Below are 24990 nucleotides of genomic sequence, written 5' to 3'. Positions count from 1 at the left end.
GCGGGGTGGTCGGGGGGGCCGGGGACTCCGCCTTGCGCGCGGCCTCGGCGGCCAGTCGGGCCTTCTCCGCCCGCAGCAGCGCCTCCTCCGCCTTGCGCTGCTTCTCCAGACGTCGTTCCTCGGCCTCGGCACGCAGCCTGGCCTGTTCGGCGGCGAGCTGCCGCAGCCGCTCCTGCTCGGCCTCGCGGGCGGCCTCCTCGGCCTCCCGGCGCTTACGCTCCTCCTCCGCCTTGCGGCGGGCCTCCTCGGCCTTCTTCCTGGCCTCCTCCGCGAGGCGGGCCTCCTCGGCCAGTCGGGCGGCCTCCGCCTCCCGGCGGCGACGCTCCTCCTCCTCGGCGCGCAGCCTGGCGAGCTGTTCCTGGCGCTCGCGCTCCAGCCGCTCCTCCTCGGCCTTGCGGGCGGCCTCCTCGGCCTCGCGGCGCTTGCGCTCCTCCTCCGCCTTGCGGCGGGCCTCCTCGATCGCCCGCTTCTCCTGCTCCGACATGGGCAGCACCTGGTCGAGCCGATGGCGGATCACCGTCGTGACGGCCGCGCTCTCCTGCCCGGCGTCGACGACGAGGTAGCGGACCGGGTCGGCGGCGGCGAGCGTCAGGAAGCCGGACCTGACCCGCTGGTGGAACTCGGCGGACTCCGACTCCAGCCGGTCGGGCGCCTCGGTGAAACGCTCCCTGGCCGTCGCCGGGGAGATGTCGAGCAGGACCGTCAGGTGCGGGACGAGGCCGCGCGTGGCCCAGCGGGAGATGCGGGCGATCTCGGTGGCCGACAGCTCCCGGCCGGCGCCCTGGTAGGCGACGGAGGAGTCGATGTAGCGGTCGGAGATGACCACGGCGCCGCGTTCCAACGCGGGTCGCACGACGGACTCCACGTGCTCGGCGCGGTCGGCGGCGTAGAGCAGGGCCTCGGCGCGGTCGGACAGACCGGCGGTGGAGACGTCCAGCAGTATCGAGCGCAGCCGCTTGCCGATCGGCGTCGCGCCCGGCTCGCGGGTGACGACCACCTCGTGGCCCTTGGCCCGTATCCAGGACGCCAGTGCCTCGACCTGGGTGGACTTGCCGGCGCCGTCACCGCCCTCGACCGCGATGAAGAACCCCGTGGGCGCGGGCGCCTGGGCGGGGTCGTCGCCGCGGAACGCGTCGAGCAGGTCGCGCCGCAGCGGCACGCCGCCGCGGTCGTCGACCCGGCCGAGCACCAGCGCGGCCACCGGCAGCAGCAGGGCGCCCACGAGCATCAGCGTGAAGCCCGCGCCGCCGCTCTCCACGACGAACTTCCCGCTCTCCACCCGCTGCTCGCCGACAAGCGCGGCCAGCAGCGGCGCGCACAGCACACCGAGCGCGACGGAGAGCCGCACGACGGCGGTGAGGTGTTCCCCGGTGCGCGGGCGGCGGAACTCCTCGACCTCCAGGTCGATCAGCTCGTGGGTCGTGCGGGCGGCGACGCCCGCGGAGAGCCCGGCGAGGAGAGCGGCCAGCAGCGCCGTGGCCGTGTCGGACAGCAGCCCGGTGGCGAAGAGCGCGACACCGCACACCGTGACGGCGAGACCGAGCAGCCGCCGCCTCGGCAGCACCGGCAGCACCCGGTGGGCGCCGCGGATGCCGAGCGCGGTGCCCCCGGTGAGGCCGAGTACGAGGAGCGCGAAGGTGACCGGGCCACCGCCGAGGCCGAGGGCCTGCAGCACGGCCACCGCGACGGCTGCGGCGACGGCCGCCGCCACGGCCGCGCCCGTCAGCACAAGCAGCGGGACGGCGCCGGTGCGGCCCTTGTCGACCCCGTCGGCGTGCTTCGGCCGGCGCAGCCCCTCCAGCGGGGAGCGCGGGCGGGGCGTCTCCGTGCCCGGCAGCCGCAGGAAGACCAGCACGGACACCGACGCGGCGAACAGCCCGGCGGCCACGTAGGAGGGGAGGGCGGCCTGGTGGTTGTGGAACCAGGCGACGCCGGCGCCGAGCAGGTTGTTCAGCAGGGAGACGGACAGCAGGGCGGCAGCGGCCGCCGGTACGGCAAGGAAACCGGTGCGCAGCGAGAGACGGCGCAGCGCGTCGTGGTGGTCGGGCAGCGGACGGACGGCCGCGCCCTCCGGCGGCGCCGCCGGGAGCAGGGCGGGCGCCGCGCTCTCCTTGGCGACCGTCCAGAACCGTTCGGCGACACCGGCCAGGAAGATCGTGATCAGCAGGATCGCGTAGGCGTTGTCCGGCGTCCAGTTGACCCACAGCGGGGCCACGATCAGCAGCGCCGCGCGCACCCCGTCCGAGACGATCATCGTCCAGCGGCGGTCGAGCGCGTTCCCGGGTGTCACCAGCGAGGACATCGGGCCGAGCAGGACCGCGCCGAAGAGCAGTGTGGCGATCAGCCTGGTGGCGAACGCGGCGGCGACCGCCAGCGCCACACCGGCGTAGCCCGTGCCGAAGACGGGGGTCCCGCCGGCGAACGCCACGCTCTGTGTCGCCTGTACGGCGAGGAGCACCAGGACGAACAGGCCCAGTACGTCCCCGACGGAACTCACACACTGGGCGCTCCACAGCCGCCGCAGCGGACTGTGCCGCACCAGCGCACGTACGGCACGCTCGCGGGACTCCGCGGCCAGGGCTTCGGATGTGGGGTTCCCAACCGGAGGCTGCTCTGCACGCGTCATATGGGCCAGCGTATCGGCTGCCACCGACGGCCGAGCGGGCTCCCGGGAGACGGGCCGGACGCAGCGGGCGCCCGCTGGGCGGTTTGCTCCTACTCGCCCGTAGACGCCCGGTGCCCCGCGCCGGGGCGGGGCACCGGGCCGGCTGCTACTCGGCGTCGGAGGCCCGAGCGGCCGCGGTCTTCTTGGTCGCCGCCTTGGCCGTGGTCTTCTTCGCCGTGGTCTTCGCGGCCGTCTTCTTGGCGGCGGTCTTCTTCGCCGTCGTCTTCTTCGCCGTCGTCTTCTTCGCCGTGGTCTTCTTGGCGGTCGTCTTCTTCGCGGTCGTCTTCTTGGCCGGGCCCTTCGCGCGCTTCTCCGCCAGCAGCTCGAAGGCGCGCTCGGGGGTGATCGTGCTGACGTCGTCGTCCCGCCGCAGTGTGGCGTTCGTCTCGCCGTCCGTGACGTACGGGCCGAAGCGGCCGTCCTTCACGACCACCGGACGGTCGTTCGTCGGGTCGTTCCCCAGCTCCTTGAGCGGCGGCTTCGCGGCGGCGCGGCCACGCTGCTTGGGCTGCGCGTAGATCGCCAGCGCCTCCTCCAGCGTGATCGTGAACAGCTGCTCCTCGCTCTCCAGCGAGCGCGAGTCCGTGCCCTTCTTCAGGTACGGGCCGTAGCGGCCGTTCTGCGCGGTGATCTCGACGCCTTCGGCGTCGGAGCCGACCACGCGCGGCAGCGACAGCAGCTTCAGCGCGTCGTCGAGCGTCACCGTGTCGAGGGACATGTTCTTGAACAGTGAGGCCGTGCGCGGCTTGACGGCGTTCTTGCCGGTCTTCGGGGTGCCTTCGGGCAGCACCTCGGTGACGTACGGGCCGTAGCGGCCGTCCTTGGCGATGATCGGCCGGCCGCTCTCCGGGTCCGTGCCCAGCTCGCGCTCGCCGCTGGGCTTGGCCAGCAGCTCCTTCGCCAGCTCCACGGTGAGCTCGTCCGGCGGCAGGTCGTCGGGGACGTCCGCGCGCTGGCCCGGCTCGCCCTCCGGCCCGGGCTTCTCGACGTACGGGCCGTAGCGGCCGACGCGCAGGACCAGGTCCTCGCCGATCGGGAACGAGGACACGCCCTTGGCGTCGATGGCGCCGAGGTCGGACACCAGCTCCTTCAGGCCGCCCAGGTGGTCCCCGTCGCCGTTGCCCGCGTCGGCGGCCGAGCCGGCGGCGCCCTCGCTCGCGTCCTCGCCGAAGTAGAAGCGGCGCAGCCAGGGCACCGACTCCGCGTCGCCGCGCGCGATGCGGTCCAGGTCCTCCTCCATCTGCGCGGTGAAGTCGTAGTCGACGAGCCGGCCGAAGTGCTTCTCCAGCAGCCCGACCACCGCGAAGGAGAGGAACGAGGGGACCAGCGCGGTGCCCTTCTTGAAGACGTACCGCCGGTCCAGGATCGTGCTGATGATCGACGCGTACGTCGACGGGCGGCCGATCTCCCGCTCTTCCAGCTCCTTGACCAGCGTCGCCTCGGTGTAGCGGGCGGGCGGCTTGGTCGAGTGGCCGTCTACCGTGATCTCCCGCGCGGTCAGCGCGTCGCCCTCGCCGACCTGCGGCAGCCGGCGCTCGCGGTCGTCCAGCTCGGCGTTGGGGTCGTCCGCGCCCTCGACGTAGGCCTTCATGAAGCCGTGGAACGTGATGATCTTGCCGGAGGCGGTGAACTCGGCGTCCCGCCCGTCGGCGGAGCGGCCGCCCACCCGCACGGTGACCGACTGGCCCGTGGCGTCCTTCATCTGGGAGGCGACGGTCCGCTTCCAGATCAGCTCGTACAGCCGGAACTGGTCGCCCGTCAGGCCCGTCTCGGCCGGGGTGCGGAAGCGGTCGCCCGAGGGGCGGATCGCCTCGTGGGCCTCCTGCGCGTTCTTGACCTTGCCGGCGTACGAGCGCGGCTTGTCCGGCAGGTAGTCGGCCCCGTACAGCTGCGTGACCTGGGCACGGGCGGCGGCGACCGCCGTGTCCGACAGCGTGGTGGAGTCGGTACGCATATAGGTGATGAAGCCGTTCTCGTACAGCTTCTGGGCCACCTGCATGGTCACCTTCGCGCCGAAGCCGAGCTTCCGCGACGCCTCCTGCTGGAGCGTCGTCGTCCGGAAGGGCGCGTACGGCGAGCGGCGGTACGGCTTGGACTCCACCGCGCGCACCGCGAAGGACGTGTCGCCGAGCGCCGCGGCCAGCGACCGCGCCGCGGACTCGTCCAGGTGGAGCGCCTGGGAGCCGTCCCGGCTCGTCTTCAGCCGGCCGTCGGGACCGAAGTCGCGGCCCTGGGCGACCCGCCGGCCGTCCACCGAGGCCAGCCGGGCGCTGAAGGTGCCGGGGTCGGAGGCGTCACCGGTACGGCCGGTGTCGAACGTGCCGGTGAGGTCCCAGTACTCGGCGGTGCGGAACGCCATCCGCTCCCGCTCCCGCTCGACCACCAGGCGTGTCGCGACGGACTGCACCCGGCCGGCGGACAGCCGGGGCATGACCTTCTTCCACAGCACCGGGGAGACCTCGTACCCGTACAACCGGTCGAGGATGCGGCGGGTCTCCTGGGCGTCGACGAGCTTCTGGTCCAGCTCGCGGGTGTTGTTCACCGCGTCCCGGATGGCGTCCTTGGTGATCTCGTTGAACACCATGCGGCGAACCGGCACCTTCGGCTTCAGCACCTCCTGGAGGTGCCAGGCGATCGCCTCGCCCTCCCGGTCCTCATCCGTGGCCAGATACAGCTCGTCGGACTCGGCCAGCAGCGCCTTGAGCTTCTTGACCTGGTCCTTCTTGTCGCTGTTGACGACGTAGAGCGGCTCGAAGTCGTGGTCGACGTTCACCCCGAGGCGCGCCCACGGCTCGCCCTTGTACTTCGCGGGCACCTCGGCCGCGCCGTTCGGGAGGTCGCGGATGTGCCCGACGCTCGCCTCGACGACGTAGCCAGGGCCCAGATAGCCCTTGATCGTCTTCGCCTTGGCGGGGGACTCGACGATCACAAGTCGGCGCCCGCCGTTTGCGGTCTCGCTGGTCGGGGACAACTTCTCGCTCTTCTCTCCGGTCGACGGTCGGCGCTTCCTCGCGCTCGGTAGGCCCTGGCCCGCCCACCGACTCTGCCAGATGCCTGCGGGTGCGGTGGTGGGCTCGGGGGTGGTGCTGGACTCGGGGGTGGTGCTGGTGGTCTCGGATGGTGCTTCGGTGTCGCGGTCCGTGCCTTGCTCTGTGCCTCGGCCGGTCCCTCGGTCGGTGCCTCCATGGTGCCTCGGCGCCGATCGGCACTCTCCGGCACCGGCCGACGCTGCGGAGTGTGACGGTACCTCCCGGTCCGTTGTCAAACGGAATAAAACCGCAACGCCACTCGAACGGTAACCCGACAACCGTCATTCCTGCCGCCCGGCAGTAGCTGGCACTATGTGCGAGTCATCGCACAGGTCCCAGCAACAGGGGGAACAGAATGTCCCAGCCGCCCAACCCGTACGGCCCCGCAGGCCAGCCCGGGCAGAACCCCTACGGCCAGCAGCAGGGTCAGCCCGGCTACGGCTACCCGCAGCAGCCCGCCCAGAACCCGTACGGCCAGCCCGGTCCCGGTCAGCCCGGTCAGCCCGGTCAGCCCGGTCAGCCGCAGTACGGCTACCCGCAGGCCCCGATGCCGCCGCAGGGTGGCTACGACCCGAACGCGCCCCAGGGCTACGACCCGTACGGCCGCCCGTACTCGGAGAAGTCCCGGATCATCGCCGGTGTGCTCCAGCTGTTCGTCGGCACGCTCGGCGTCGGCCGCTTCTACACCGGCCACATCGGCATCGGTGTGGCTCAGCTGCTGACCTGCGGTGGTCTCGGCATCTGGGCGCTCATCGACGGCATCATGTTCCTCGTCAAGGACGACTCCACCGACTCCGAGGGTCGCATCCTCAAGAGCTGAGCGAGGCGCAGACATGTCGCTGGACAGGTCGCCGGTGTCGCGACTCCGCCGCCCACGGCATCCGGCCCTGCTCCCGCTGGCCACTCTGGCCGCGGGCGCCGCGGGGTCGGTGTACCTCTGGCACACCGACCCCCACCAGCCGGGCCAGTTCCTGCCGCGCTGCCCGGTGAACTGGCTGACCGGGCTGCTCTGCCCCGCCTGCGGCGGCACTCGCATGGCGTACGACCTCATGCACGGCGACTTCGGCGCCGCGTTCCACGACAACGCGGCGCTACTGCTGCTCGGCGTGCCGTTCGCCGCGTACCTCGGCGGCCGGTGGCTGATCGAGGGGCTGCGCGGGCGTCGCTACCGACCGGCGATCGGCCGCCGCGGCGTGGCGGTGATCGTCGGCACGGCCGCGGTGTGGGCGGTCGTGCGCAACGTGGCGGGTTGAGGAGGAGTCGCGGTGGGCTTGATGCGGGTTGATGCGGGTTGAGGTGGGTGCGGCTCGGCTGATCGGGCGTCAGAAACGCCGCCAGATCACCCTTTGATCACAGAAGTCCGGCCAGTGCAACCATCAGATCTCCTTTCGAGTCGGATTCTTCGCGTCGGGTGATCCAGTCCGGCGCGTTGGTACAACCGCTCAGAGAGGTTTTCTCCCCATGGCAATGACCGGTACCGCGCCCAACGGCCAGCCGTACTCCGAGAAGTCGAAGATCATCGCCGGCATCCTGCAGCTGTTCGTCGGCACGCTCGGCGTCGGCCGCTTCTACACCGGCCACATCGGCATGGGCGTGGCTCAGCTGCTGACCTGCGGTGGTCTCGGCATCTGGGCGCTCATCGACGGCATCATGTTCCTCGTCAAGGACGACCGCACCGACTCCGAGGGTCGCATCCTCAAGAGCTGAGCGGACGTCCGGTTCGGAGCGCCGCGCTCCGGGCCTGTCCAAGGCGGTGTCACGGGGGTGGCCCGGGTCTGGTACCCGGGCCACCGCCTTTTTTTGGCCCGTTCCCGGTCGCCTTGTGGCCGGAAGCGTTCTGTCGGACTGCCGGAAGGCGTCGGTCGGCGTCGGCGTCGGTCGGCCTTGGTCCGGGTCGTCGGTCCGGGTCAGAGGGTGGAGAGCTGCCAGATTCCGTAGCCGAGGAACGCCATGCCGAACGTCGTCGCCAACGCCACCGCGGTCGCAGGTCCGACCGTCGTGGTGGCCGCCACGGGCTCGCCCCGGGCCCGCCGCACGGTGGTCCACAAGAGGAGGGCGGCGCCGAACAGCGCGCAGGCGGTTCCGGCGAACAGTGCGGGTCCGGTCTCCGACACGGCCCCCCAGGCGCTTGTCATGGCCGGAGCGTCACATGCCCGGGCGGCCCCGGGTCGAACATCCGATGAACACCACTTCCCTTCGTGCGTGCGCTGTTCGAGCGGCCGGGGTCAGGAATCGGTGACCGGGAGCAGGAAGCCCTGCTCCACCAGGAGGCGGATCGCGCGAGGCGTCCGGTCCCGCAGCTGGACCGGGTCCTCACCGACCAGCTGCGCGATGGCGTCGAGGATGCGGCCCGCCGGCAGTGTGCCGTCGCAGACGCCCGCGAAGCCGGCGCCCACCGTGTCCACCTGCGTCGCCCGCCGCATGCCCCGGTGCTGGCGCAGGACCACGTGCTCCGGGTCCTCCGCACCCGGCGGGCCCACCTGCTCCTGGACCACTCCGTCGGCCAGGGTGAAGCGAGTGTTCAGAAGGGCGGCGTCGTCGTTGCGTCGGAGGAAGTCCTGCCGTTCGAAGTGGGCGCGCACCGTCTCCCCCAGCGGCTGCTCGACGGGATGCGTCCACTCCTCCACCGTGATCGCCGGGGAGTCGGCGCCGGACCTGCGGAGTGTGATCCAACCGAACCCGACCGCCTCCGTGCCCGTGCGCTCGAACTCCTCGAGCCAGGCGTCGTACCGGGCCGCGTACTCCTCGGGCCCCGATCGATGCGCTCCGGCGTCCCTCAGCCACAACTCGGTGTACTGGCTGACGTCCTGCACCTCCCGCTGCACGATCCACGCGTCGCAGCCGCGCGGCACCCAGGTACGCAGCCGGTCCCGCCAGTCCTCGCCCTTGACGTGCTGCCAGTTGGCGAGCATCTGGCAGTAGCCGCCCTCGGCCAGCAGGTCGACGCTGTTCTGGACGAGCGTGCGGCACAGCTCGTCGCCGGGCAGGCCGCCGTCCCGGTAGGTCAGCCGGTCGGCGGCGACGCCGCGGCCGCCCGTGGTGCTCCGGCCGGCCGTCGGCGAGATGACAAACGGCGGGTTGGACACGACCAGGTCGTAGGGGACGTCAGCGGCGACGGGCTCGTAGAGCGAGCCCTGCCGCAGGTCGGCGGCGGGAGCCCCGGACAGCGCCAGCGTCAGCTCGGCGAAACGCAGGGCGCGGGGGTTGAGGTCGGTGGCGGTGACCCGCGTCGCGTGCCCCGACAGATGCAGCGCCAGCACGCCGGAGCCCGTGCCGACGTCGAGCGCCCGGCCGACCGGCTCGCGGATCGTCAGCCCGGCGAGCGTCGTTGACGCCCCGCCGACGCCGAGGACGACGTCCTCCCGCCGGTCGTTGATGCCGCCGGCGCCGCCGACCGCGCAGCCCAGGTCGGAGACGATCCACCAGTCCTCGCCGTCGGGGCCGCCGTACGGGCGGACGTCGACCGTGGCGCTGAGCAGGCCGCCGCTCTCGCCGCTCTCCCGGAGCCATCCGTCGGCCAGCGCCCGCTCCAGCGGCAACGCCACGTTCACCGCCTCGCGCGGCGCCTCCTGCCGGAGCAGGAAGAGGCGGGTGAGCGTGTCGAGCGCGTCGCCCCTTCTGGTGGCCCGCAGCGCGGGCACCGTCTCGCTTCTGGCCAGGGCCGCGTAGGCGGGGGCGCCAAGGCGCTCCAGCAGCCCGTCGACGGTGAAGGAGGCGGCGAGGAACGCCGCGCGCAGATCGGAGATGTTCGGGCCGGCTGTGGGGAGGTGCGTACTCACGCGTCCATTGTGGTGCCTGGGCGACGCGCTGTCCCGGGCCGTGCCAGACCTGTGGATAACTCGGTCCGGCGGAGGGTGGCCGGCGACCTTCCGGACACCGGCCACCCTCCGCTCAGGAGGTCTTGTCGCCGTCCTTGTCGGAGGAGTCCTTGTCGCCGTCCTTGTCGGAGGAGTCCTTGTCGGAGGAGTCCTTCGCGTCGGTCCTCTTCTCGGCGGAGTCCTTCGCGTCGGCGTCCTTGGCGTCCTCGGCGCCCTTGCCGCCCCCGGCCGGCTTCTGGCAGCCGGGCTGCTCGGCCATCGCCTTGCCGAGGTCACCGGACTGGAGGCGGTTGAGTGCCACGTCACCGCTCTTGCCGAGCGTGCTCAGCTCCTTCGAGATGCCGCGCAGACCGTCGGCGAACTTCGCCTGGTCCTTGGTGTCCATCTCGTCGACCTTGGTCTTCAGCCCCGCGTAGGAGGCGGAGATGTCGTTCAGCTCCTTGACCGCGTCCTTCTGGAGCTTGGCACCGTCCTCCACCGGGGGCTCCCCGGCGCGGGCGACCGCCCCGGCGAGCGCCTTGTACGCCTCGGAGATCTGCTGGAACGCGGTGGAGTCCGCCTGCTGCACCTCCTTCGAGGAGCTGTCCTTGGCGCTGACCTCGGCGATCGCCGTGTTCGCGTCCTGGATCTTCTTCACCTGCGGCTGGACCTGGTCACAGACCTTCTTCGCCCAGGCGTCCGCCTTGCCGTCGTCCTCGTCCCCGCCGCACCCGGTCAGTGCCAGCGCGAGGACGGCGCTACCGCAGAGCGCCGCGGCGAGCTTGTTGTTCACCGGATCCATCCCTTCGTGGCTACTCGGCCCGGAACATACACAACAAAGCGACCTCCGGGTGCTGACGAAGATACGCGTTCGCCTGTTTCCGGCGCCAAAACAGCCATTTGCCGCAAACGCCGCTTCCCTCCGGGTCCGACCCGCTCGCCCGAGTCCCGCGGACACGCGCCACGGGCGGTGCGCGAAGTACGCACCGCCCGTGGGAAATCGGCCGTCCGCCCCGGTCGGCGCCGGTGCGGCCGGCCGTTGTCCGACCGTTCGCACCGGCGCCTCACCGGAGTCGTGTCAGGGTGCTGCCACGGGATCGCTCGGCTGAGTGGACTTGCTCACACTCCCCTCGTCGTCACCGTCGCCTTCCCCCATCTCGACACCCCTCCGCTTCGAGAAGTAGACCGCGCCGACGATCACCGAGACGGCCACCACGGCGACGGCCGTGCGGACCGGAACGCTGGCGTCCGCGCCGTACGAGAGGGTGACGATCGCCGGTGCGATCAGCAGCGCCACCAGGTTCATCACCTTCAGCAGCGGGTTGATCGCGGGCCCGGCGGTGTCCTTGAACGGGTCACCGACGGTGTCGCCGATGACGGTGGCGGCGTGCGCCTCGCTGCCCTTGCCGCCGTGGTGGCCGTCCTCGACCATCTTCTTGGCGTTGTCCCAGGCGCCTCCGGAGTTGGCGAGGAACACCGCCATCAGGATGCCCGTGCAGATCGCGCCGGCCAGGAAGGCGGCCAGCGCGCCGACACCGAGGGAGAAGCCGACGGCGATCGGCGCCATCACCGCGAGCAGGCCGGGGGTGGCCAGCTCGCGCAGCGCGTCCTTGGTGCAGATGTCGACGACACGCCCGTACTCCGGCTTCTCCGTGTAGTCCATGATCCCGGGGTGCTCGCGGAACTGGCGCCGCACCTCGTAGACCACCGCGCCCGCCGACCGGGAGACGGCGTTGATGGCGAGTCCGGAGAAGAGGAACACGACCGCCGCGCCGAGAATCAGCCCGACGAGGTTGTTGGGCTGCGCGATGTCCAGGCTGAGGTTCATCTCCGTGGCCGCCGCTCCGACGTCGCGGGCCGCCGTCTCGAAGGCGTCCCGGTACGAGCCGAAGAGCGCCGCCGCCGCGAGCACCGCGGTGGCGATCGCGATGCCCTTGGTGATCGCCTTGGTCGTGTTGCCGACCGCGTCCAGGTCGGTGAGCACCTGCGCGCCCTCGCCCTGCACGTCGCCGGACATCTCCGCGATGCCCTGCGCGTTGTCGGAGACCGGACCGAAGGTGTCCATCGCGACGATGACGCCGACGGTGGTCAGCAGACCGGTACCGGCGAGCGCGACCGCGAACAGCGCCAGCATGATCGACGTACCGCCGAGCAGGAAGGCCCCGTACACGCTGAGCCCGATCAGCAGGGCGGTGTAGACGGCCGACTCCAGGCCGAGCGAGACGCCGGCGAGCACCACGGTCGCCGGGCCGGTCAGCGAGCTCTTGCCGACCTCCTTGACGGGCTTCCGGGTGGTCTCCGTGAAGTAGCCCGTGAGCTGCTGGATGAGCGCCGCCAGCACGATGCCGATGGCCACCGCCACGAGGGCGATCAGCCGCGGGTCGCCGTCGTGTTGGGCGATCTCGGCGTTGGTGATGCCGTCCAACTCGGCGAAGGTCGCCGGCAGGTAGGTGTAGGCGGCCACCGCGACCAGGACGAGGGAGATGACCGCCGAGACGAAGAACCCGCGGTTGATCGCCGTCATGCCGCTGCGATCGGTCCGTCGCGGGGAGACGACAAAGACGCCGATGACCGCCGTGATCACACCGATGGCCGGGACGATCAGCGGGAACGCCAGACCGGCGTCGCCGAAGGCGACAGTGCCGAGGATCAGGCTGGCCACCAGGACGACCGCGTAGGACTCGAAGAGGTCGGCGGCCATGCCGGCGCAGTCGCCCACGTTGTCGCCCACGTTGTCGGCGATCGTGGCGGCGTTGCGCGGGTCGTCCTCGGGGATGCCCTTCTCCACCTTTCCGACCAGGTCGGCGCCGACGTCGGCGGCCTTGGTGAAGATTCCTCCGCCGACCCTCATGAACATCGCGATCAACGCCGCGCCGAGACCGAATCCCTCCAGCACCTTCGGCGCGTCGGCGGCGTAGACGAGAACCACGCAGGCCGCGCCGAAGAGGCCGAGGCCGACGGTGAACATGCCGACCACGCCGCCGGTCCGGAAAGCGATCTTCATCGCGCGGTGGGAGACCTCGGTGAGATCTCTGGGAGTCTCACCCTCCGGCGCGGTGGCCTCCCGCGCCGCGGCGGCCACCCGCACATTGCTGCGCACCGCCAGCCACATTCCGATATAGCCGGTGGCGGCCGAGAACGCGGCGCCGACCAGGAAGAACAGCGACCGGCCGATCCGCTGGTTCATGTCGTCGGCGGGCAGCAGCATCAGCAGGAAGAAGACCACCACGGCGAACACACCGAGGGTGCGCAGCTGTCTGGTCAGGTAGGCGTTGGCGCCCTCCTGGATGGCGGCGGCGATCTTCTTCATGCTCTCGGTGCCTTCGCCGGCCGCGAGCACCTGGCGGAGCAGCATCACGGCGACACCGAGTGCGGAGAGCGCGATCGCGGCGATCACCAGCACCAGACCGCGGTTCCCCGCCGTCAGTACCGCCTCGGCCAGATGATCATGATTGTGAACTGTGGGGAGTTGCCCCGCCATTCGTCCTCCTTGACGTTTGGCACATGGGCGCGCGCAAGCACACGCTCAGGCGTCCTGCTGCAATAAGGGTGTGGCGGATTCTAGAGATCCACGGGTGATCAAAACAGTGCGCGGTAACGCTTATTCGCCTACCTTGACGAAGATCCGGAAGACGCTGACTTGAGAATTCCCTCACAAGGGGGACGAGAAGATATTCAAGACCGCTGGAAGAATGATCTTAGAAGCGTATTCGCGACCTTGGCCGAATATCGTGCACGCCCCCGCTGATCAGGAGGAACGGCGCCTTCCGGATGGTGGCGGAGCCCGGGGTGCCGGCTTGTGCACGCATTCACCCGACGGCGCACGGGCTCGACGCCGAGGCCGCTCGCGGCCGCCCAGACGGCCCGTCGGGCACTCGGAGGCGCCTCAAAGCGCCTGACGAAGCCTGGGGGCGCCTGCGGACGTCGGCCGAAACACGACCGGCGGGCGCGGCCGGGCCGCGCCCGCCGAGGACGTGGGAGAAGACGCGTCCGGGGAGCCCCGAGCACGTCGGAGCGTCGAGAAGGCGCGCCGGAGGGAGGAGGAGGGTCAGGGAAGCGTCGCGGGCTCCGGGGCGGTCGGCCAGGACATCCGGATCAGGCCGCCCTTCTCGTCCGAGGTGACCTCGACGTCGTCGACCAGGCCGCTGATCACCGCCAGCCCCATGTCGCTCTCCTCGTCGGACTCGGCGGCGTGTCCGCCCGAGGCGTCGGCGGAGCCGCTCGCGGCCGGAGCGTCGTCCCCGACCTCGATCGAGAAGCGCTTCTCGTCCTCGATGAGCGCCACCCGGACCGGAGTACCGAGCCCGCCGTTGGTGTGCAGGCCGACGGCACGGCTGCACGCCTCGCCGACGGCCAGCCGGACCTCGTCCAACACGGCCTCGTCCACCCCGGCACGTCGGGCAACGGCGGCCGCCACCAGGCGTGCGGTACGCACATGCTCGGGAAGCGCGCTGAAGCGCAGTTCGACGGTGGCCATGCCATCCCCTTGAAGATCGTTCGGACACGGCGCCCTGGGGCCGACGGTCCGAGCCGCCGACCCCGGGGAGCCTCAAGGAAACCGGACCGCCGTCAGTCGGTGGCCGCGACCGCCTCGTCGACGGAGTTGTGGATCGGGAACACCTTCGTGAGGCCGGTGATCCGGAAGATCTTCAGGATGCGCTCCTGGTTGCAGACCAGGCGCAGCGAGCCCTCGTGAGCACGCACCCGCTTGAGGCCCCCGACCAGCACGCCCAGACCGGTGGAGTCGAGGAAGTCGACGCCCTCCATATCCACAACGAGGTGGAAGCTTCCATCGTTCACCAGCTCCACAAGCTGCTCCCGCAGCTTGGGCGCGGTGTACACATCGATCTCGCCACCGACCTCGACGATCGTGCGATCGCCTACGGTACGGGTCGACAGGGACAGGTCCACGGATCCTCCAGCACCTTGCTATCGAGCGGTCGCCCCTTGGGCTATCCCCACCGGGGAAGGGGACATTGCCCCAACCGTAGGGAAGGGACGGATCGGCAGCCGCAGAGGCATTCAATCACTTACCCGCCTGCCCGCACGACGCCTTGTGGACATTGTCCATCGCCGTGGTGACACACTCGATGTCGATGGCCAGCAAACGTCGTCCACGCAGCACGGGCCCCCGCCCAGCCCCCTTCGCCCCGCGCTCGGCACTCGCGGAGCTGACCGAGGGGGCCGACAGGGGCACGCGGATCACCCATACGGAGCATCTGCCCCCAAGAGTCGGACGTCATGCGGACTGGCCCGAGCCGATCCGGCCAGAAGTGATCGAGGCCGTGCGCGCCGTCGGCATCGACCGGCCCTGGCGGCACCAGGCGGACGCCCTCCGGCACGCGCTCGACGGACGATCGGTCGTGGTCGCGACGGGCACCGCGTCGGGCAAGTCGCTCACCTACACCCTGCCCGTGCTGAACACCCTCCTCTCCGACGGCGCCGAGGGCGCTGACGGCCGTACCGCGACAGCTCTGTACCTGGCCCCCACGAAGGCGCTCGCCGCCGACCAGCTCCGCGCACTCGAGGAGCTGGCCCAACCGCTCGGCAGCCGGTTCCGACCGGCCGTCTACGACGGCGACACGCCGTACGAGGAGCGGGAATGGATACGCCGACACGCCAACTACCTGCTCACCAATCCGGACATGCTCCACCGCGGGCTGCTGCCCGGGCACGCCCGCTGGTCCTCCTTCCTGCGCGGGCTGCGCTACGTGGTCGTCGACGAGTGCCACACCTACCGGGGCGTGTTCGGGTCACACGTCGCCCAGGTGCTGCGGCGGCTGCGGCGCGTCGCCGCCCGCTACGGCGCCGAACCCGCCTTCCTGCTCGCCTCCGCCACCGCCGCCGACCCGGCCCACTCGGCCACCCGGCTGACCGGGCTGCCGGTCGTCGAGGTCACCGAGGACACCTCGCCTCGCGGGGAGGTCACGTTCGCCCTGTGGGAGCCGCCGCTCACCTCCCTCCAGGGTGAGCGCGGCGCGCCCATCCGGCGGACCGCGACCGCCGAGACCGCCGAGCTACTCGCGGCGCTGGCCGCGAACCGCGTCCGCACTCTGGCCTTCGTCCGCTCCCGGCGCGGCGCCGAGCTGACGGCCGTCATCGCACAGGAACGACTGGCCGAAACTGATCGGTCGCTGTCCGGACGGATCGCCGCGTACCGGGGCGGCTACCTGCCCGAGGAGCGCCGGGCGCTGGAGCGCGCCCTGCACTCGGGTGAACTCCTCGGCATGGCCGCCACCACGGCGCTGGAGCTGGGCGTCGACGTCTCGGGTCTGGACGCCGTGCTGATCGCCGGCTATCCGGGTACCCGGGCCTCGCTGTGGCAGCAGGCGGGCCGGGCCGGACGACACGGGCAGGGCGCCCTCGCGATCCTGGTGGCCCGCGACGACCCGCTCGACACCTATCTTGTCCACCACCCCGAGGCGTTGTTCGACCAGCCGGTGGAGTCGACGGTCCTCGACCCGGACAACCCGTACGTGCTCGCGCCGCACCTGTGTGCCGCAGCGGCCGAAAGCCCGCTGGGCGAAGGGGACTTCGCCATGTTCGGGCCGGCCACGGCCGAGGTCGTCCCGCTGCTGGAACAGCGGCGGCTGCTGCGCCGCCGCGGCTCCGCCTGGTACTGGACCCGCCGCGAACGGGCCGCCGACCTGGCCGACATCCGAGGGCAGGGCGGCCGCCCGGTACAGGTAGTGGAGCAGGACACCGGGCGGCTGCTCGGCACCGTGGACGCCGCCGCCGCGCACAGCACGGTGCACGACGGTGCCGTCCACCTCCACCAGGGACGTGGCTACGTCGTGCGGCGGCTCGACCTGGACGACCCTGGCGGGCCCGTCGCGCTGGTCGCCGCCGAGGAGCCGCCGTGGACCACGATGGCCCGCGACGTGACCTCGGTGAGCGTGCTGGAGACCGAGACCGAGGTGCCCTGGGGCGGGAGCCGGCTGTGCTTCGGCTCGGTGGAGGTCACCAACCAGGTCGTCTCCTATCTGCGCCGCAAGCTGGTGACCGGTGAGGTGCTGGGCGAGACCAAGCTGGACCTTCCGCCCCGCACACTGCGCACCCGGGCGGTGTGGTGGACGGTGACCGAGGACCAGCTCGACTCCGCCCGGATCGGCCCCGAGGTACTGCCCGGCGCGCTCCACGCCGCCGAGCACGCCTCCATCGGCATGCTGCCGCTCTTCGCGACGTGCGATCGCTGGGACATCGGCGGCGTCTCCGTGCCGCTTCATCCCGACACCCTCCTTCCCACGGTCTTCGTGTACGACGGCCACCCGGGCGGAGCCGGGTTCGCCGAACGCGCCTTCGGCACGGCGGAGAGCTGGCTGCTCGCGACCCGGGACGCCGTCGCCGCCTGCGAGTGCCGCGACGGCTGCCCGTCCTGCGTGCAGTCGCCGAAGTGCGGCAACGGGAACGAGCCGCTGCACAAGGCCGGCGCCCTCCGACTGCTGACCGAACTGCTCGACGCCGCACCCGGCGGCCCCGCCCGGGCGCGAGACCGGAAGGAGTAGCCGCCCCAGGCGACCACGGCCGTGACGTCGGCGACCTCACCGCGCACCACGCAGGCGGTCAGCGCCGCGTCCTGGGCGCGGGCCACCCGCCGGGCCGTGGCGCAGGCGTCGGCCCGACCGTGGACGGCTCGATCGGCCGCCGCCAGCGCCGCGAGGTCCGCCGCCGCGGCGGCCCTGTGCCGTACCGCCAACACCTGCCCGAGTCCGAGCAGCGCCACGAACACCGAGCACAGCAGCGCCGAACAGAACACCGCCCAGACCGTCGCGCTCCCCCGGTCCGAGGCAGGCAGGCGTGCCCCGGGAGGAAGTGGCGGCTCAGGCGGCGCGAACACGGCTCCGCCCTCCTCGGTCGGCCGCCCCGCCCGCGACGGACGACCTCGGCTGCTCGACCCGCGCCACCGCCTCGGCGCTCAGCTCCACCGCGAGCGCGCCCGGGCCGGCCGCCCGGGCCGAGACCCGCACCCGGACCAGCTCGCCCTCCCACTCCAGCCGCACCCGCGACCCGCGCGGAGCGGACCGCCCGGCGAGCGCGAGCACTTCGGCCGGCGGGTCGCCCCGGGCCGCCGCCCGGGCACCCACCCGGGCGGCGTCCACACACTGGAGGTAGGAGACGGTGGCCAGCAGCCCCCAGAGCAGCATCCCGGTCAGCAGGACCAGGACGGGCAGGACCGCGGCCGTCTCGGCTGTCGCCTGACCTCGTTCGTCCGTCACCCGCCGACGACGGCGCCGAGGCGTCTCCGCCCGGCCGGTGCCGGCCCTCGCCCCGCTCGTTCGGCACCGTTCACAGGCCGCCGAGGGCACGGGTGATCGCCTCCCGCAGCGCGGCGGCCACCTGATTGCTCGTCACGACCTTGTACAGCACGGCGGCGAAGGCACACGCGGCCAAGGTCGCCATGGCGTACTCGGCGGTGCTCATGCCGTCGTCGCCGCGCACCCGTCGGTAGCGCTCGGCGGTGAACCGTCGCACTCGCCACGCCGTTCGGCGGATACTCGCGCACCACCGCGCGGCACGTGTGCGGTCGGACCGTCCGGCGCGGGCCCGTCGGCCCGGCGCAGACGGGATCCGGGTACTGGTCACCAGACTGAGGGTCATCACGTTGTTCTCCTCTGCGGTACTCGCGCTGTGTGTCGCGTACATCTGGTCGTGTTGGTCTGGTCGTGTTGGTCTGATGTGCTGGTCTGGTCTTGTCGTTCCGTCGTGTTGTGTGTCGCGCCGGTCGGGCTCACAGCAGGGTGCGGCCGAGGCCGATCACCACCGGGACGACTCCGACCAGTAGGAAGGCGGGCAGGAAGCAGAGCCCCAGCGGAGCCGTGACGAGGACTCCGGCCCGCCTCGCCCGCGCGGAGGCCGCGCGGGCCGCCGCCGCGCGGGCCTCGGCGGCGCATCCGGCGAGCTGTTCGACTGCGGGGGCGCCGGACAGCTGAGCCCGCTCCAGACAGCGGGCCAGGCCGCTCCCGGCCGGTGACTCCGACAGATGGGCCCACGCGGTCGCCGTCTCCGCGCCGAGCCGCAGCTCGGCGCCCACCCGGTTCAGCCGTGAGCCCAGGGGGCCCGCCAGGCTTGTGCCAACCGCTGTGGCAGCCTCCGCCGGTCCGGCTCCGGCCGTCAGGCACGCGGCCAGCAGTTCGGCCGCCATGGGGAGCTGGGCGGCGATCTCACGCTCCCGGGCCGCCTCCTCGGCGGCGAGGGCGGCACGAGGTATCCAGTCGCGGGACCAACGCCACACCCACGCGGCGGTGGCCGCGCCCGCCAGCGCGCCGTGCGGCCCGCCCACGACGATCCAGAGGACGGTGCCCGCCGCAAGGGTGGCCAGTGCCGGGCGCGCCCTTCCGTCGTCCCGCCAGCCGCGTAACCGAGCAGCGGTCCGCGCTGTGCCAATGAGAGGCCAACGGGCCCGTGGCACCGGTTCTCCGCCGCCGGGAGTCGGAGGAAGACAGCGGGGGGAGAGAGGCGGGACACGCCGCCGCACCGAGCGGGTCCAGCGGGCCGGTGCCCGCAGGATGAGGCAGGCGGCCAACAACGCGGCCGTCAGGAACAGCGCGCCCACACCCGGAGCCGACACCTCCCCGCTCACGGCACGGCCCTCACCGGCGGACCGCCCTCGGCGGCGCGGGCCAGGCCGGCCACCCACGCCAGCCCCGCCCACTCCAGCACCGCCGCACCGGTGAGCAACGCCCAACCCAGCGGGGTCCGAAGCAGTACCTCCAGCGGTTCCGCACCCATCGCCGTTCCCAGCGCGAGCGCCATGCAGGGCAGCAGGGCGAGGATCACGGCCGTGGCCCGGGGACCGGCCAACTGTGCGCGCAGCTCGGCTTGTCGGTCCCGATCCTCGCGCAGGGCGCCGGCCACCCGCTCCAACGCTCCCGCCAGACCCGTGCCGCCGTCCACCATGATCCGCCAGCAGGCGGCCACCGCACGAAGCCCCGCCGCGCCGGGGCGACGCGCCAACGCCTCCAGGGCGGTCGGCACATCGCCTCCGAAGCGGGCCGCCGCCCGGATCGGAGCGGCCTCGGGGCCGAGGGCGTCGTCCACGGCCCGCAGCAGCGCCTGCCGGGCGTGTTGACCGGCGCGCAGTTCGGCGGCGATGCCACCGCACAGGTCGATCACCGCCGCCGCCCGCCGCTCCTCAGCACGACGCTCGTCGCGGCGGCGCAGCAGCCGGCGCAGGAGGAACACGCCCGCGGCACCGGCGAGCACGGGCAGCCAGCTCCCCGTCCGCCACCCGATGATCGCGCCCGCCGGCAGGGCCGACCAGGGCAACGGCGGGCCGACCTTCGCCAACCGCGCGGTGGCCCCCGACGCGTCGCCGAACCGGCGCAGGAGTCCGATCAGCGGCCGCGCGGCCGGGCCCGACCACCACCACGGCGCGCCGCGCGGCGGCCCCGCTTCCCCGAACACGGTGGCCACACGCGCGCCACCGGACCCGCTCCGGATCCAGAACAGCGCTGCCGTACAGGCCAAAAGCGCGTAGCAGACCTCGGCGGACAGACCCGCGCCGCCGGGCGTCACAGTGCCCCACCGCCCCGCTCGCACAGCTCTCGCAGCCGCGACCAGCCCGCCTCCCGGGTGAAGCCGGAGGGGTGCCACGCGGCCGCCGGGACGGTCCGCACCAGACCGTCGCCGCAGCGGTCGAGCACGTGCACCTCGGCCAACCGGCGGCGGCCCGCGCGGTCGCGGACCAGGTGGAGGACGAGCGCCAGCGCCGCGGCGAGCTGGCTGTGCAGCGCAGCCCGGCCGAGCCCGGCGGTCATGCCCAGCGCCTCCAGCCGGGCGGGCACGTCGACGGCGGCGTTCGCGTGGACCGTGCCGCAGCCGCCGTGGCCGGTGTTGAGAGCCGCGAGCAGGGCCGCCACCTCGGCTCCGCGCACCTCGCCCACGACCAGGCGGTCGGGTCGCATCCGCAGCGCCTGACGTACCAGGTCCGGCAACTCCACCAGGCCCGCGCCCTCCTGGTTGGGCGGTCTCGCCTCCAGCCTTACGACGTGCGGGTGTTCGGGCCGGAGCTCGGACGAGTCCTCGACGAGCACCAGTCGTTCACCCGGGCCGGCCAGTCCGAGCGCGGTGCTCAGCAGGGTCGTCTTGCCGCTTCCGGTGCCGCCGGAGATCAGGAAGGAAAGCCGGGCGTCGACGACTGCCCGCAGCAGTCTGTCGCCACCCGGCGGCAGCGTGCCCGCCGCGACCAACTCGTCGAGCCCGAAAGCGCGATGACGCACCACGCGGAGCGACAGGCAGGGACCTTCGACGGCCACCGGCGGCAGCACCGCGTGCAGCCGCGTACCGTCCGGAAGGCGGGCGTCGACCCACGGTCTGGCGTCGTCCAGCCGGCGGCCGGCGGAGGTGGCCAGTCGCTGGGCGAGTCGCCGCACGGCGGCCGAGTCGGGAAACCGTACCGCCGTCCGCTCCAGACCGCCTCCTCGGTCCACCCAGACCCGATCGGGGCCGTTGACGAGGACGTCGGTCACCCGGGGATCGGCGAGCAGCGGCTCCAGCACGCCCGCGCCGACCAGCTCCGAGCGGAGCGAGCGGACGACCGCCAGTACTCCGCTGTCCCCCAGCAGCCGCCCCTGGGCCCGTAGGGCGGCGGCCACCTTGGCCGGCGTCGGCTCGGCGCCGGACTCGGCCAGCCATCGGCGCACCCCGTCGACCAGCTCGGGCGAGGCGGCCGTCGGCAGGAGAGCGCCCGTCGGCGGACCGGAGGGGCCGCGCTCGCCGACCGCGGCCCGCGCCGCCGTGAGGGGGACCGTCGCCATGCGAGTGGTGGTGCCGCTCATGCCGCCACGCTCCCCGGCCGACCGTCGTCGGACAGCGCCTGCCGCCAGAAGCCCGAGCAGAACCGCGCCAGCGGCCCGTCCATGGCGCCGCCGGGCGGTACACCTCGGTCGACCGCCTCCGCCAGCCGACGCTCGGGTGGCAGTTCGCCCACCAGCGGCAGACCGACCAGCCGGGCCGTGTCGTCCGCGTTGATCCCAGCGGTGAAGGGGCCGCGCACCACAACCCGGATGTCCGGCAGCAGCATGGCCAGCCGCGAGCAGACGCGTCGGGCGGCGGCGACCGCACGCAGTTCGGCGGGGACGACCAACAGCCCGATGTCGAGCTGGACCAGGGCCTCGGCCACCGCCTCGTCCAGCTGCCTGGGCAGATCCACGACCACCACGCCGCCCCGGCGGCGGGCGGCGCCCAGCACGGTGCGCATCGCCTCCGGCGGTACGGCCAGGCTGTCGCCCCGGTCCCAGCTGAGGACGCGCAGTTCGTGCATCGCCGGCAGCGCCTCCTCCAGCGCGCGGGCGCCGACCCGGCCGCGCGACTCGGCGAAGGCCGGCCAGCGCAGGCCCTCGGCGGACTCCCCTCCCAGCAGGACGTCCAGCCCGCCGCCGAGCGGATCGCCGTCGATCAGCATCGAGCGGACTCCCCGCCGAGCCGCCGTCAGAGCGAGCGCGCACGCCAGGGTGGAGGCGCCCGCGCCTCCTCGCCCGCCGACCACTCCCACGGTCAACGCGGCCCGCCCCACGCCCTCGGCGGCGTCCGCGATACGGCCTGTCAGCCAGCCCTCGCCGTCGGGGAGGAAGACGACGTGCTCGGCGCCGAGCCGTACCGCACGCTCCCACACGCGGTGGTCGTCCAGGTCTCGGCTGACGAGGAGCACACCGGGTCGGCGCGGAACGGGCGGCGCGCCCTCGCCGAGGGCGGCCGCACGGTCGGCGCCCACGAGGACGAGGCCCGCGGAGCGCCAGGCCCGCTCGCCCGGCGGATCGCCGCTCTCGCCGGGGCCGTGCGACACCTCCGCCTCGGCGCCCGCCGCGGCGCACAGCCTCAGCAGATCGTCCAGCAGCTCGGGATCCTCGGTGACGATCAGGATGGATTCGGCCATGAGGCGTTCCTTCCGGTCTTCCCGCACTTCACGGTCTCGCGGCCGCGAACATTCACAAATGCCGCGGACGCCTTGCGCAATCACCGTGCAGAAGAACCGGAAAAGTTGTGGATCTTGGTCCAGAACTGTGGACAACCTGCCGCCTGTGAATAACTTCGTCACCCGCACGAGGGACTTCCGCACCGCACCATTGCGACTACACTGAGTGATGCGACAAGGTGGACCCAGGCGCCGACAAGCCTTGCGGCACCCCGCCCTGACAGCCCCTGCCCCGCCTCGGTTCCACGACCGGCCGCCGAGCGTCGAAGCCGGAGCCGCCTCCGACCAGCTCTGGACATGCGACGACCCCCGCCGGGGGGGAGAGCGGGGGTCGTCTTCCTCGGTCGACTCGGGGGGGGAGGAGTCGAACCGGGTTAGCACGGTCGCGAACGATCCGTGACTTCCATGGTGTACCCGAGAGCCCTCTCAGGCAAACCCACACGCCCCAGCTTACGCCGAATGGCGTGGCCTTATCCTCTCCCTCGTGGAAAACCACTCGTTGCCGCGGACAGCTGCCTTCTTCGACCTGGACAAGACGGTCATTGCGAAGTCGAGCACGCTCACCTTCAGCAAGTCCTTCTACCAGGGCGGTCTCATCAATCGCCGGGCAGTGCTGCGCACCGCCTACGCCCAGTTCGTCTATCTGGCCGGCGGAGCCGACCACGACCAGATGGAACGGATGCGCAACTACCTGTCGGCGCTCTGCCGGGGGTGGAACGTCGAGCACGTGAAGGAGCTGGTCGCCGAGACGATCCACGAGCTGATCGACCCGATCATCTACGACGAGGCCGCGTCCCTCATCGAGCAGCACCACCTGGCCGGCCGCGACGTGGTGATCGTCTCCACCTCCGGCGCGGAAGTCGTCGAACCCATCGGCGAGTTGATCGGCGCCGACCGGGTGGTGGCGACCCGGATGGTCGTGGAGGACGGCTGCTACACCGGCGAGGTCGAGTACTACGCCTACGGACCGACCAAGGCCGAGGCGATAGCCGAACTCGCCGAGTCCGAGGGGTACGACCTGTCCCGCTGCTACGCCTACAGCGACTCGGCCACCGACGTCCCGATGCTGGAGTCCGTCGGCCACCCGCACGCGGTGAACCCGGATCGCGCTCTGAGGAAGGAGGCGATCGCCCGCGGCTGGCCCGTACTCACCTTCTCTCGGCCGGTGCGCCTGAAGCAGCGCATGCCCGCGCTCTCGATGCCCGGACGGCCCGCTCTCGTCGCCGCGGCGGCGGTCGGGGCGGCGGCCGCCACCGCCGGGCTGGTCTGGTACACCTCGCGGCGCCGCGGACGCGCCCTGAGCTGAGGTACGGGTTCGGCGCGCGCCGTCCGCGCACGCCATCCGCGCATCGGATCGGCGCAGGACTTCCGCTCAACGGCAAGACGGGGTACAAAGGACATAACGGCCCGCGAGACCTGACCGACATCCGAGAGGATCGAGGAAAAGAGATCAAGGCCCCACGGACCGACGCATGAATACCGGGAACCCACGCGACGCCGACCCGTCGAATACGGGCCTACCGCACCAGGTGACGGGCAAAGACCCCGACCTGATCGGAATAGATTCGAGCACGCACTGGTAACCCGGTGGACATGCCAGCGACGGCACCGCCTCAACAGCGGTGCCGTCGCATTTCCGGCCCTGCGGAAAGCGGCCCGGCGGACAGCGGCCCAGCGGACAGCGGCTTGGCGCAGCAGCGGCGTCTCAGGTCAGCCGCGTCGAAGCGCTCGCGACCGCGCGTGGCACGGGAGTTGGTCAGGCGGCGCCGCGTTGCAGCGCTTCGCAGACGGCGGTGGACTCCCGGGCGCCGAGTTCCGCTGCGCGACCGCAGTGCGCGATCCAACGCGCCACGCCCTCAGGGGTGCCGGAGACGTAGTCGTCGAGCGCCGCGAGGTACTCGTCGACGCCGCCCTCGACATGGCCGACCTCGGCCGGGCTGATCGACTTCGGGTCCAGCCCGCTCCCGACCAGCACGATCCGCTCCGCCGCGCGTGCCACGAGGCCGTTGTGGCTCACGAAGGGCCGCAGCGCGAGCAGTTCGCCGTGGACGACGGCCGCCATCACCAGCGCGGGGGTCTCGCCGCCCGTGACGATCAGCCCGGCCAGCGCGTCGAGCCGGGCGGAGACCTCGTCGGCGGGCGGGGCCGGCCGGACGATCGGTTCGACCACGGCCTCGCCGGCGAGCCTGGGCCGACCGACGGCGTCCGGGTCCACGTCGGGCGCGCCGCCGGCCGCCACGAGGTGGAGTCTGGCCAGTACCCGGAGCGGCGACTGCCGCCACACCGGCAGCAGTTGGCCGGCCTCCGCGGTCACCCGGAGTGCGGCGCCGACCGTGCGGGCCTCGGCGTCGCCGCCGAAGTCGCTGCGCCGCCGGACCTCTTCGAGCGCCCAGTCCGCCCCGGCGAGCGCGGCGCTGGCGCGTGCGCCGCGCAGCACGGCCTCGGCGGTGACCTCGGCGCTGCGCCGACGCATGACGCGGTGCCCGTAGACCCGGTCGACGGCCTTGCGCATGGACTCGACGGACTCTGCCACGCCGGGCAGCCCGGCGAGCGGCGCGAGCGGATCGGCGGCGCCGGACCGGGGGC

20 protein-coding genes and 1 pseudogene are annotated in these 24990 nt (G+C 72.5%); 5 read left to right on the top strand and 16 right to left on the bottom strand.

Going from position 1 to position 24990, the window contains the following annotated elements:
• On the bottom strand, positions 1-2626 hold a 2626-nt coding region (gene tmk / locus FNX44_RS06650), incomplete at its 3' end, for a dTMP kinase (protein ID WP_143647035.1).
• A 145-nt stretch (positions 2627-2771) separates the two neighbouring features.
• The gene (gene topA, locus FNX44_RS06645) at positions 2772-5636 is read right to left on the bottom strand and encodes a type I DNA topoisomerase (protein ID WP_143647034.1); all 2865 of its coding nucleotides are present in this window, start codon (positions 5634-5636) and stop codon (positions 2772-2774) included.
• Between the two features lie 413 nt (positions 5637-6049).
• Between topA and FNX44_RS06640 the strand changes: the two genes are divergently transcribed.
• The 3 genes from FNX44_RS06640 to FNX44_RS06630 all read left to right on the top strand — a co-directional run bounded on the left by FNX44_RS06640 (position 6050) and on the right by FNX44_RS06630 (position 7401).
• Entirely contained in the window at positions 6050-6514 is a 465-nt protein-coding gene (locus FNX44_RS06640; RefSeq protein WP_143647033.1) for a TM2 domain-containing protein, read from the top strand.
• A 13-nt stretch (positions 6515-6527) separates the two neighbouring features.
• A complete protein-coding gene (locus FNX44_RS06635) occupies positions 6528-6947 on the top strand; it encodes a DUF2752 domain-containing protein (RefSeq protein ID WP_153506946.1) in 420 nt (139 codons plus the stop codon).
• 208 nt (positions 6948-7155) lie between these two features.
• Complete coding sequence (locus FNX44_RS06630; protein ID WP_143647031.1) at positions 7156-7401, top strand: TM2 domain-containing protein; 246 nt, start codon at positions 7156-7158, stop codon at positions 7399-7401.
• Between the two features lie 200 nt (positions 7402-7601).
• Here the strand turns inward: FNX44_RS06630 and FNX44_RS06625 are convergent, their stop codons facing one another.
• The 6 genes from FNX44_RS06625 to bldG form a co-directional block, all read right to left on the bottom strand.
• A complete protein-coding gene (locus FNX44_RS06625; protein WP_143647030.1) occupies positions 7602-7829 on the bottom strand; it encodes a hypothetical protein in 228 nt (75 codons plus the stop codon).
• A 90-nt stretch (positions 7830-7919) separates the two neighbouring features.
• The gene (locus FNX44_RS06620; protein ID WP_143647029.1) at positions 7920-9473 is read right to left on the bottom strand and encodes a DUF7059 domain-containing protein; all 1554 of its coding nucleotides are present in this window, start codon (positions 9471-9473) and stop codon (positions 7920-7922) included.
• Between the two features lie 112 nt (positions 9474-9585).
• On the bottom strand, positions 9586-10284 hold the full coding sequence (locus tag FNX44_RS06615) for a small secreted protein (RefSeq protein WP_143647028.1): 699 nt from the start codon (positions 10282-10284) through the stop codon (positions 9586-9588).
• Positions 10285-10569: 285 nt separating this feature from the next.
• Entirely contained in the window at positions 10570-12972 is a 2403-nt protein-coding gene (locus FNX44_RS06610) for a sodium-translocating pyrophosphatase (protein ID WP_143647027.1), read from the bottom strand.
• Positions 12973-13539: 567 nt separating this feature from the next.
• On the bottom strand, positions 13540-13968 hold the full coding sequence (locus FNX44_RS06605) for an ATP-binding protein (protein ID WP_143647026.1): 429 nt from the start codon (positions 13966-13968) through the stop codon (positions 13540-13542).
• A gap of 92 nt (positions 13969-14060) precedes the next feature.
• A complete protein-coding gene (gene bldG / locus FNX44_RS06600) occupies positions 14061-14402 on the bottom strand; it encodes an anti-sigma factor antagonist BldG (protein WP_143647025.1) in 342 nt (113 codons plus the stop codon).
• Positions 14403-14581: 179 nt separating this feature from the next.
• On the opposite strand from bldG, the gene FNX44_RS06595 reads away from it, so the two are divergent.
• Positions 14582-16996: a DEAD/DEAH box helicase gene (locus tag FNX44_RS06595; protein WP_143647039.1), complete on the top strand. Its 2415-nt coding sequence runs from the start codon at positions 14582-14584 to the stop codon at positions 16994-16996.
• Positions 16997-17022: 26 nt separating this feature from the next.
• Here FNX44_RS06595 and FNX44_RS29970 read toward each other — a convergent pair.
• The 7 genes and pseudogenes from FNX44_RS29970 to ssd form a co-directional block, all read right to left on the bottom strand.
• Positions 17023-17214: pseudogene (locus FNX44_RS29970) on the bottom strand (Rv3654c family TadE-like protein); the annotation flags it as partial.
• Positions 17215-17311: 97 nt separating this feature from the next.
• The gene (locus tag FNX44_RS06585; RefSeq protein WP_143647024.1) at positions 17312-17707 is read right to left on the bottom strand and encodes a TadE family type IV pilus minor pilin; all 396 of its coding nucleotides are present in this window, start codon (positions 17705-17707) and stop codon (positions 17312-17314) included.
• 70 nt (positions 17708-17777) lie between these two features.
• Entirely contained in the window at positions 17778-17963 is a 186-nt protein-coding gene (locus tag FNX44_RS29645) for a DUF4244 domain-containing protein (protein WP_323369095.1), read from the bottom strand.
• Positions 17964-18219: 256 nt separating this feature from the next.
• Positions 18220-18771: a type II secretion system F family protein gene (locus FNX44_RS06575; protein WP_323369093.1), complete on the bottom strand. Its 552-nt coding sequence runs from the start codon at positions 18769-18771 to the stop codon at positions 18220-18222.
• Between the two features lie 296 nt (positions 18772-19067).
• Positions 19068-19904, bottom strand: coding sequence for a type II secretion system F family protein (locus tag FNX44_RS06570; RefSeq protein ID WP_323369091.1), 837 nt, complete (start codon positions 19902-19904; stop codon positions 19068-19070).
• Positions 19905-20002: 98 nt separating this feature from the next.
• Positions 20003-21268 (bottom strand): TadA family conjugal transfer-associated ATPase, encoded by a 1266-nt coding sequence (locus FNX44_RS06565; RefSeq protein ID WP_143647022.1) that lies wholly within the window; start codon positions 21266-21268, stop codon positions 20003-20005.
• Positions 21265-22365: a septum site-determining protein Ssd gene (gene ssd / locus FNX44_RS06560; protein WP_143647021.1), complete on the bottom strand. Its 1101-nt coding sequence runs from the start codon at positions 22363-22365 to the stop codon at positions 21265-21267. Before ssd ends, FNX44_RS06565 begins: the two co-directional genes overlap by 4 nt.
• 511 nt (positions 22366-22876) lie before the next feature.
• Between ssd and FNX44_RS06555 the strand changes: the two genes are divergently transcribed.
• Positions 22877-23710 (top strand): HAD family hydrolase, encoded by an 834-nt coding sequence (locus FNX44_RS06555; protein ID WP_143647020.1) that lies wholly within the window; start codon positions 22877-22879, stop codon positions 23708-23710.
• 450 nt (positions 23711-24160) lie between these two features.
• On the opposite strand, the gene FNX44_RS06550 is transcribed toward FNX44_RS06555, so the two are convergent.
• Positions 24161-24990 (bottom strand): Fic family protein (locus FNX44_RS06550; protein WP_228449709.1); only part of this gene is annotated, 830 nt, incomplete at its 5' end.

This window comes from Streptomyces alkaliterrae (genome assembly GCF_007097205.2).
Classification (GTDB): domain Bacteria; phylum Actinomycetota; class Actinomycetes; order Streptomycetales; family Streptomycetaceae; genus Streptomyces; species Streptomyces alkaliterrae.
Note: the sequence above shows the minus strand (reverse complement) of the source record. Positions and strands in the feature narration are given on the sequence as shown.